9 protein-coding genes are annotated in these 7,801 nt (G+C 58.7%); 4 read left to right on the plus strand and 5 right to left on the minus strand.

Going from position 1 to position 7,801, the window contains the following annotated elements:
* Positions 1–9: 9 nt before the first annotated feature.
* The gene (locus Q0520_RS00985) at positions 10–870 is read left to right on the plus strand and encodes a DUF89 domain-containing protein (protein ID WP_298665506.1); all 861 of its coding nucleotides are present in this window, start codon (positions 10–12) and stop codon (positions 868–870) included.
* On the opposite strand, the gene Q0520_RS00990 is transcribed toward Q0520_RS00985, so the two are convergent.
* Complete coding sequence (locus Q0520_RS00990) at positions 860–1,573, minus strand: tetratricopeptide repeat protein (protein ID WP_342765220.1); 714 nt, start codon at positions 1,571–1,573, stop codon at positions 860–862. The two genes, Q0520_RS00985 and Q0520_RS00990, sit on opposite strands and share 11 nt — an antisense overlap.
* A 263-nt stretch (positions 1,574–1,836) precedes the next feature.
* Here Q0520_RS00990 and Q0520_RS00995 point away from each other — a divergent pair, with 263 nt between their 5' ends.
* Entirely contained in the window at positions 1,837–2,295 is a 459-nt protein-coding gene (locus Q0520_RS00995; protein WP_298665512.1) for an NfeD family protein, read from the plus strand.
* Position 2,296: 1 nt separating this feature from the next.
* Complete coding sequence (locus Q0520_RS01000; RefSeq protein ID WP_298665515.1) at positions 2,297–3,370, plus strand: SPFH domain-containing protein; 1,074 nt, start codon at positions 2,297–2,299, stop codon at positions 3,368–3,370.
* Between the two features lie 341 nt (positions 3,371–3,711).
* Here Q0520_RS01000 and Q0520_RS01005 read toward each other — a convergent pair whose 3' ends face one another.
* From Q0520_RS01005 to rnhB, 4 genes are all read right to left on the minus strand, one after another.
* Positions 3,712–3,924: a KTSC domain-containing protein gene (locus Q0520_RS01005; protein WP_298665517.1), complete on the minus strand. Its 213-nt coding sequence runs from the start codon at positions 3,922–3,924 to the stop codon at positions 3,712–3,714.
* A 172-nt stretch (positions 3,925–4,096) separates the two neighbouring features.
* Positions 4,097–4,585 (minus strand): hypothetical protein, encoded by a 489-nt coding sequence (locus Q0520_RS01010; RefSeq protein ID WP_298665520.1) that lies wholly within the window; start codon positions 4,583–4,585, stop codon positions 4,097–4,099.
* 105 nt (positions 4,586–4,690) lie between these two features.
* Positions 4,691–5,995 carry a site-2 protease family protein gene (locus Q0520_RS01015; RefSeq protein ID WP_298665522.1) on the minus strand — a complete coding sequence of 435 codons (1,305 nt, stop codon included), beginning with the start codon at positions 5,993–5,995 and terminating at the stop codon, positions 4,691–4,693.
* Between the two features lie 199 nt (positions 5,996–6,194).
* The gene (rnhB, locus tag Q0520_RS01020; protein ID WP_298665524.1) at positions 6,195–6,836 is read right to left on the minus strand and encodes a ribonuclease HII; all 642 of its coding nucleotides are present in this window, start codon (positions 6,834–6,836) and stop codon (positions 6,195–6,197) included.
* A gap of 56 nt (positions 6,837–6,892) precedes the next feature.
* Between rnhB and Q0520_RS01025 the strand changes: the two genes are divergently transcribed.
* Positions 6,893–7,570: a TrkA family potassium uptake protein gene (locus Q0520_RS01025; RefSeq protein ID WP_298665527.1), complete on the plus strand. Its 678-nt coding sequence runs from the start codon at positions 6,893–6,895 to the stop codon at positions 7,568–7,570.
* The last annotated feature ends 231 nt before the right edge of the window (positions 7,571–7,801 follow it).

Genomic DNA, 7,801 nt, shown 5'->3' on the forward strand with positions numbered 1-7,801 from the left:
TGTTTTTTTATGAAATTTCAGCCACGGTGTACTGAATGCCTTCTCTCCCGCGTGGGATATGAGGCCGGGCTTGTGCTCGACGACCCCGGTGCGGTCGAGAGGGTGCGGCGTGCGGCGACGGCCATGCTCGCCGCGAGGAAGGACGACCCGGAGGTCCCGGCATCGGTGCTTGCAAGTGCCGTCCACCGGTGTGCGTACGACCTGATCGGTGTCGACGACCCCTACCGGGACCTCAAGAAGCAGAACAGCAGGGACGCACTCCATGCCGCCGAAAAGGTTGCGCCCGCCCTCCATACGTTCAGGGACTATGTCACCGCCGCCGTGATCGGCAACACCTTCGACTACGGCGTCCAGTCTCACCAGGTGACCAGTGATTTCCTCTCTTTCTTCGGGGAAGAGTTCCCGAAAGGCCTTGCAGTCGACGACACCGACAGGATCCTTCCGCTCTGTCGTGACGTCGTCTATTTCACCGACAACTGCGGGGAGATCGTATTCGACCGTCTCCTCCTCAGGTACCTGAAGACACGGGGTGCGAAGGTGACTGTCGTCGTCCGCGGCGCTCCCATCCTCAACGATGCCACCATGGAGGACGCCCTTGCCCTTGGCCTCGACACCGTCGTCGACCGCGTGACCGCGACGACCTGCGGTGAGCGTGAACTCGGGGTGAACCTCTCCCTTATCCCCGACGATGTTGCAGATGCCCTCGGAAGATGCAGTCTTGTCATTGCAAAGGGGATGGCAAACTACGAGGCCCTCACCGAATATGATGATCTCCCGCCGACCGCCTTCCTGATGGCCGTCAAGTGCGAGACGATCGCACAGATCGTGGGCGTCCCGAAGGGCTCGAAGGTGGCAGTGCTCAGGGACTGACGTCGTTTTTCTCCCTGATCATCCCTTCCATGCACCGCCTGATGAGGTCCTCTGTCTCTGGATTATCCGGACACTGTGCCTCAGCGCGTTTGCAGAAGGCTGTGGCTTCCTTGTAGTGGCCGACTGCGATGAGTCGTTCGGCCATCTCATGGAGGAGGTCGATGTTCTCCGGGTCGAGGCGGCATCCGCGGATCAGAAATCCGAGCGCCTCCCTGTCGTTCCTGGCCGTTTTTGCGAGGTAATACATCAGTTCAGGCTGGCCCGGTTTTTTTCGCAGGGCCTGCCAGAAGGCTTCCCGCGCCTCCTCCTTCTTGCCGAGGTGGTAGAGCGCCACACCGTGACCGAACCAGGCCTCGCCGTCGTACCTGTTGAGTGTGAGGGCTGCAAGGAAGGCCTCGTCGGCGGGTCCGGGCATGTCCAGTCTGAGGAGTGAACTCCCCAGGAGGACAAGAGCCTTCAGGTTCTCGGGTTCCCGCGTTGCGGCCGCAAGGAAGTGCTGGTACGCCTCTCTGTACTGACCTGTCGCCATCATCACCTCTCCCTTCCCGACAAGAAAGTCCGGGTGGTCGGGCACCACTCTGAGTGCCCGGTCGAAGAAAGAGAGGGCTTCCTTGTATTCGTGCATGGAAAGGTGTGTGACTCCCTCGTTGTACCAACCGAGAGCATATCTTTTCTGTCTGGGTATTTCGTGCATGGTGGTCATGATCAGTACGACGAGAGATCAAATACGTATAATTATATTTATAAATTTCTACTGATCCAGTATATCTATTGATGTAAATTCGTAATATTTTCTAAAATTCGTGGAATCCACTGGAATAGAATGGTATTCTCCGGATGAACTGTTCCACCAGTCCTGATCAGGAGATCACCGTTGCCCAAAAACGCCTTCAGATAAGTATTTTCATGATCTGAACTCTGCGCCCATCCAGACACGTTTATATGCTGCCTCCCCGTATTCTTCGTATGGACGCTGTACTCGGCATCTCCCTTGGCTGGATTCTTATCGTGCTGGGGGCCCTCCTGCTCGTCATCGAAGCCACCAATCCCGGCTTCTTCGTTGCCGTCCCCGGGACCGTGATGATCATCCTCGGCGTCCTCTTTGTGCTCGGCGTGGATGTCTTCGGTTCGACCCTCGGTGTCGTTGTCGGCGTGGTGACCGCCCTTATCACCGCTGCCGTCACGGTCTGGCTCTACTCACAGATCACCCCGCAGGAAAAGCCGACGACGATCAGTCGTGACTCGGTCGTCGGCCTCGAAGGGCGGGTGGTCAGGGCCGTGGACCCCGACTCCATTGGAGGGAAGGTCCTGATCGCCGGCACCGAGTGGAGTGCGAAGTCGGTTTCCGGCCCCCTCAGGGAGGGAGCGAGGGTTGTCGTCGTCCGTTCCGAGGGCGTGCACGTCGTTGTCGACGAGGTGAAATGACATGGTACTTGCAGAGGTTCTCAACAGCTTGATCACGGTCTTCCTGATCCTCGTGATCATCTACATCGTGGCGCGTGGCGTCGTGATCATCCAGCCCTATGAGCAGGGCCTTCAGATCAGGCTTGGTAAATATATCGGAAGGCTCAACCCCGGTTTCCGCTGGGTCGTCCCCCTGATCACGGTCGTCGAGAAGATCGACCTCAGAACACAGGTGATGGACGTCCCGTCACAGGAAGTGATCACGAAGGACAACTCCCCCACGAATGTCGACGCCATCGTGTATACCCGCGTGGTCGACCCGGAGAAGGCCTTCTTCGAGGTGGCGAACTACCGGATGGCAACGGTTGCCCTTGCCCAGACCAGCCTTCGCGGTATCATCGGCGACATGGAACTCGACGAGGTGCTCTACAACCGCGACCTGATCAACACAAAACTGCGTGATATCCTGGACCGGGAGACCGACCAGTGGGGCGTGAAGGTCGAGCGCGTGGAGATCAAGGAGGTCGACCCTGTCGGTGCGGTGAAGCAGGCGATGACCGAACAGACGTCCGCGGAGCGTGAGAGGCGTGCGGCCATCCTCCGGGCGGAGGGCGACAAGCGCTCGGCTATCCTCCGGGCCGAGGGGGAGAGGCAGTCCATGATCCTCCAGGCCGAGGGCGAAAGACAGAGCAAGGTCCTCCGCGCCGAGGGTGAACGTCTCTCGAAGATCCTCCAGGCGCAGGGCGAGGCCCAGGGACTGCGCATCCTCTCCCTCGGTTCCCGGCCTCTTGACAAGAAGGCGATCACCGTCCTCTCCCTCGACGCCCTGAAGCAGATGGCCGATGGGCAGGCGACGAAGATCATCTTCCCCTTCGAGGTGTCGAGCCTCATCAAGCAGAGCGCACGTTTCCTCGGGGCGACTGACGAGATGCCGGAGGAGGAGGGCGCTGCAGAGGTCGGGGAGATCGACGCATCGATCCTTGGCGAGGTCCCGAAGCCCGAGGAGGTCTCAAAGCTCCTCGAAATCCTTGAACAGAAACTTGAGAAAGAGGAGTCTGTCGAGGACCTGAAGGCCGGGAAGAAAGAGGTACTCTAATCTTTTTTGGGTCTGGAAATATTTCCGGGACCTATTCCCATTTTTCCCTCTCGCACCATTGCTGTCAACATGGTCATCCATGAGGCAGGGTAGCGGGAGAAATTCCACAACAAAATTCCACAACAAAGATGCGAACCCCTCCTGTTCCGCTGACGTCGAGGTGAGGTTGATGAGGGCCAGAACAATTGCGTTGTCAAAGATTACAGGAGTAAACGCCGCGAAAAAGAGGTGGAGAGCGGCGAGACGATTGAGGGGTTGAAGACGTGGTCTGTCTCAAAGGCCCCGTGATCTTATTCTGGTACAAAAACTATTTTTCCGGTTTCCAGAATATTTCCTGCCTCTTATCGGATCTTTCTCGTGCGGTACCACTCTTTGATATGCTCGTTGAAGTAGGTCCCGTGGGAAGAGGCCGTCATCAATTCCCGGTAGACCGACTCCGGGACGTCTGAATACTGGTAGAGAGAGCCGTTTGTGAACTCGATCTCCAGGGTGCCGGAGAGAGAACTGTACCCGACCGACTGGATGGTGCCGGAAGTGATCGCCTGCCGCAACATAGATCTGCTATGGTGCGTGTCTGTTGATATAACGTTCTACTCCGGGTTTTTGAACGCCGTCAGGCAGAGCGTGCGGTCCCCCGGGGTGGTAAAGGCCGGGGAGAATGAGTCAATATAGTCTTCTTTTTTGGGTGAATTTCAGTTCTGGTTCCCGGTCAGGTCTCCTCCGCCATCAAGCCCCTTTCCATCCAAGGAACCGATACAGAAGAGTTGCAAGGCCGATATTCAGCGCCATCACGCAGGCGTAGATCACGCCGTTGGAGAGAGGTGTGTGCCAGTAGATGGCCGGCACCATCGAGAGGCCAGAAGAGACGAGGAGAAACGGGAAGAAAAATCCGACGACGGAGACCTGAATGTTGCAGGCGAGAACGCGTCTGAAGCCGGGCGTCTCGCCTGATCGATTGGAGACGACGAAGGGTGGGACGAGCACCGCCACAGGCACCCCGAATGCCAGCGCCCCGATAAGAAGTGTCGGGGCGTCGGTCTGCATGAGCAGGGTAAAACCGACCACGGTGACGAGGACGAGTATCCCGAGGCGGTGAAGGCGATCGCCCGTCCGTGTGAGAAGTGTATGGACACACCCGAGCAGCACGAGCCCTATGAGGCAGGCGACGAGTTCAAAGAGTATCACGAGGAAGAGAAAGCCTTCGACGATGTCCATTCAGGATCCTCGTGGAGATGATTGATGGATTCTCTCTTGTATCTTTGCATGTGTCCCTCCCTCTCAAGGGGGGGTTTCATGCCTGTTTGCAAAAAAAAGGATCCCTCAGATATGGAGGAGATAGGGCAGGGCGATCAACCCGATCATCATGGAGAGGAGGATCCAGGAGACGAAGGTGACGATCGCCTGCCCGTACCGGCCCCATCCCCGCGGTTCGAGGACACGGTCGAGCCCTTCCTTGAGGATGTAGCCGCCGTCGAGGGGCACCATCGGGATGGCATTGAAGATCCCGACATTAATGTTGATCCAGGCCGACCAGAAGAGGAAGTGGACGACCCCCCAGAAGAAGGGGAAGGGCTCCTCGTAGTAGGCCGCGGCCGGGGTTTCGAAGGCGAGCACCTTCAACTGCTGCCCGCCGATGGACATGTCGAAGGGGATGGTGACGAAGCGCAGCCAGCCGATCGGCGAGAACATCTGCCCGACCATGCCCTGCACGCTTGCGGCGTCATAGTAGTAGATCCCCATGTAGCCTGATGTCCTCGGTCCCACCTGTCCGGTGATCGCCTCGGGCCATGCCGTGAGGTTGAGGGTGTGGTCTGTCCTGACGCCGTCTTTCTCGACGGTGAGGGCGAGACGGTCACCCGGCTCCGTCGTGTCGAGGGCCGCCGTCACCTCATCCCGCGTCGTGACCGGGACGCCGTTCACCTCTGTTATGACGCTCGGTGTCGGCACGCCCGCGCCATATGCCGGGCCCCCTTCATAGACCCCGTAGACCGCCGGGGTGTTGAGGGGCGTCGCCATCCCCACGACCAGGATGAAGAGCACGAAACAGATGCCGCCGATGACGATGTTGTTCGTGATCCCGGCGCCAAGCATCCTCGCCTTCGGCCAGCCGTGGACACGCTCCGCGTCCTGCTCGTCGGGCTCGACAAAGGCGCCGATCGGGATGACAGCATAGAGGAGGCCGGCGCTCTTCACCTTGATGTCCTCGATCCTGCAGAGGATGCCGTGGCCTGCCTCGTGGATCACGAGAGTGAGGAAGAAGGCGAGCCAGACCGCGACGGTCGAGGGGACGTACTCGTTGATGCCGGGGAGGAGGAGGATATTCTGCGGCTTGTAGATCCCTGTCGGCTCGGGCTGGGTGACGAGGGTGATGTTGAAGGCGAAGACGAGCATGAGGGTCATCAGCACGGCCGAGATGACCACCATGACGACCCCGACCGTCCCGTAGACGCGGAGTATTCGGGAGAACGGCCTGAACCAGTCGAAGACCCCGACGTTCTCCGTCTTGATCATCATGATCGGGCCGTAGAAGTCGATATGATCAGCAAATTTCCCGGTCGCCTTCACGTATGCAGCTGCCAGGATATAGATGCCGAGAAGAAGTATGAGGATCGTTACCCAGTCCATCTGAGAATAAGTGTGGTTGCCGCACCCAGATAAGGGTTCTCGCCGGTGAAGGCGGCACTGCTGCTCCCCGGGTCTTTATTCGGGTATTGCGTCGTAATCCCGGCTATCTGGATGTAATTGTGACATTATATATAAATTAGAGGAAAGGCCGGTGCCGGTCTGCCCAAAGGGTATTATGTCAACTCTTTTTTTGATGGGATCAGAAATCGCCGAGCGTCGTCTGGCGCCGACGGTCCATCAGCCGCACCACCGTCTCCCAGCTCTGCCGGGCGCATGCGGGAGGCATGCCGTGGCTCGTGATATAGCCTTTGAGGTACGCGATGGTCGCCGGGTCTGAGGGGTAGCCGCTCCCGATCTCCCCCTCTTTGGCGTGCAGCGCCTCGATCGCACGGTCCCGCGTCACCTTCGCGACGATGGAGGCGGCGGAGACGACAGGGAAGAGGGCGTCGCCGTGGTTGCGGGAGATGACCGTGCAGGCCCCACCGAGGAGTGCGGCGACTGTCGAACCGTATCGCTCCTCGTTCACGTCGCAGGCGTCGACATAGGCGGTCGGCGGGAGGGGTGCGAGGGTGCGGATAGCATCGGCATGCCCATGTGCCACCAGGACGTTCATCGTCATCTCCTGCCGCAGGCGGTCGATCTCGGCCGCCGGTATCTCGACCACACCCCAGGGGAAAGACTCCGTGATCTCGGCATAGAGCCTCTCCCTCTGCCGCCGGGTGAGGGCCTTCGAGTCCCGTACACCGTCTGGCAGGTCGGTCTCCTTCTCGCACCCGACAGTCCCGACCACCATCGGACCGAGGACCGCACCTTTCCCGGCCTCATCGACGCCGCATATCATGGGAAGAGAGTAGGATGCACAAGATATTTCAAGGCAGGGGCGGCAAACAGGTGTAGATGTACCTCGTCATTGTGGGCCTCGGAGGGATCGGGCGGAACCTGACGGCGATATCTGCAGATCGTGGAGATTCTGTCGTCGTTATCGACCAGGACGAGTCGAAGTGCAATGATATCTTGGACCACTATGATGTGCTTGCGATCACCGGCGACTCCACCGATAGTTCTGTTCTGGACGACGCTGGTATCGACCGTGCGCAGAGTCTTGTCGCCACCACGGGCGACGACGCCGTCAACCTGATGACCTGCTGGCTGGCAAAACGCTACAATGTCCCCAACGTCGTTTCCATCGTGAACCAGAAAGAGCACTCGGCGCTCTTCAAGGAGGTTGGCGTGAAGATCAGCGAGAACCCGGACGAACTCGTGGCAAACCGCCTGTATTACTGGGCAGAGAACCCAAACATGCAGCAACTCGCCTCCATACCTGGTGGGACCATCTTCGAGATCGTCGCGGAGGACGGGGCGCCGATCATCGATCACGAGATCAGGGAACTCGAGGTGAAGAACTTCGTCTTCATCGCTATACGCCGTGCAGGTGGCGAACTGATCATCCCGAGCGGGCAGGTGAAGATCCGGCCGGGCGACAATATTACTGTCTTCACCAAGAAGGAAGCTGAGTCCGAGTGCCTTGAAATCCTCAACAGGCAGTTGAAAAAGTCAGAGGAACCGGCTCTGTAGATCCACACTCTTCCGGGGGACTATCGTCCCCGGTCCCCTGGGTTCAGGATAGGCCGGGAACGGCAATCTCAGACCTCAACATTTTCCCGATCATTCTTTCCCGCTCCTATCCTGATTTTGGGAACGACCGAAGTGAGCATGAGAAGATCTCTGATCTTCGCTGTGCGAGTTCCAGCGAGCATGAGAAGATCTCTGATCTTCGCTGTGCGAGTTCCAGCGAGCATGAGAAGA

The sequence above is a fragment of the uncultured Methanofollis sp. genome, from assembly GCF_937919355.1.
Lineage (GTDB): Archaea > Halobacteriota > Methanomicrobia > Methanomicrobiales > Methanofollaceae > Methanofollis.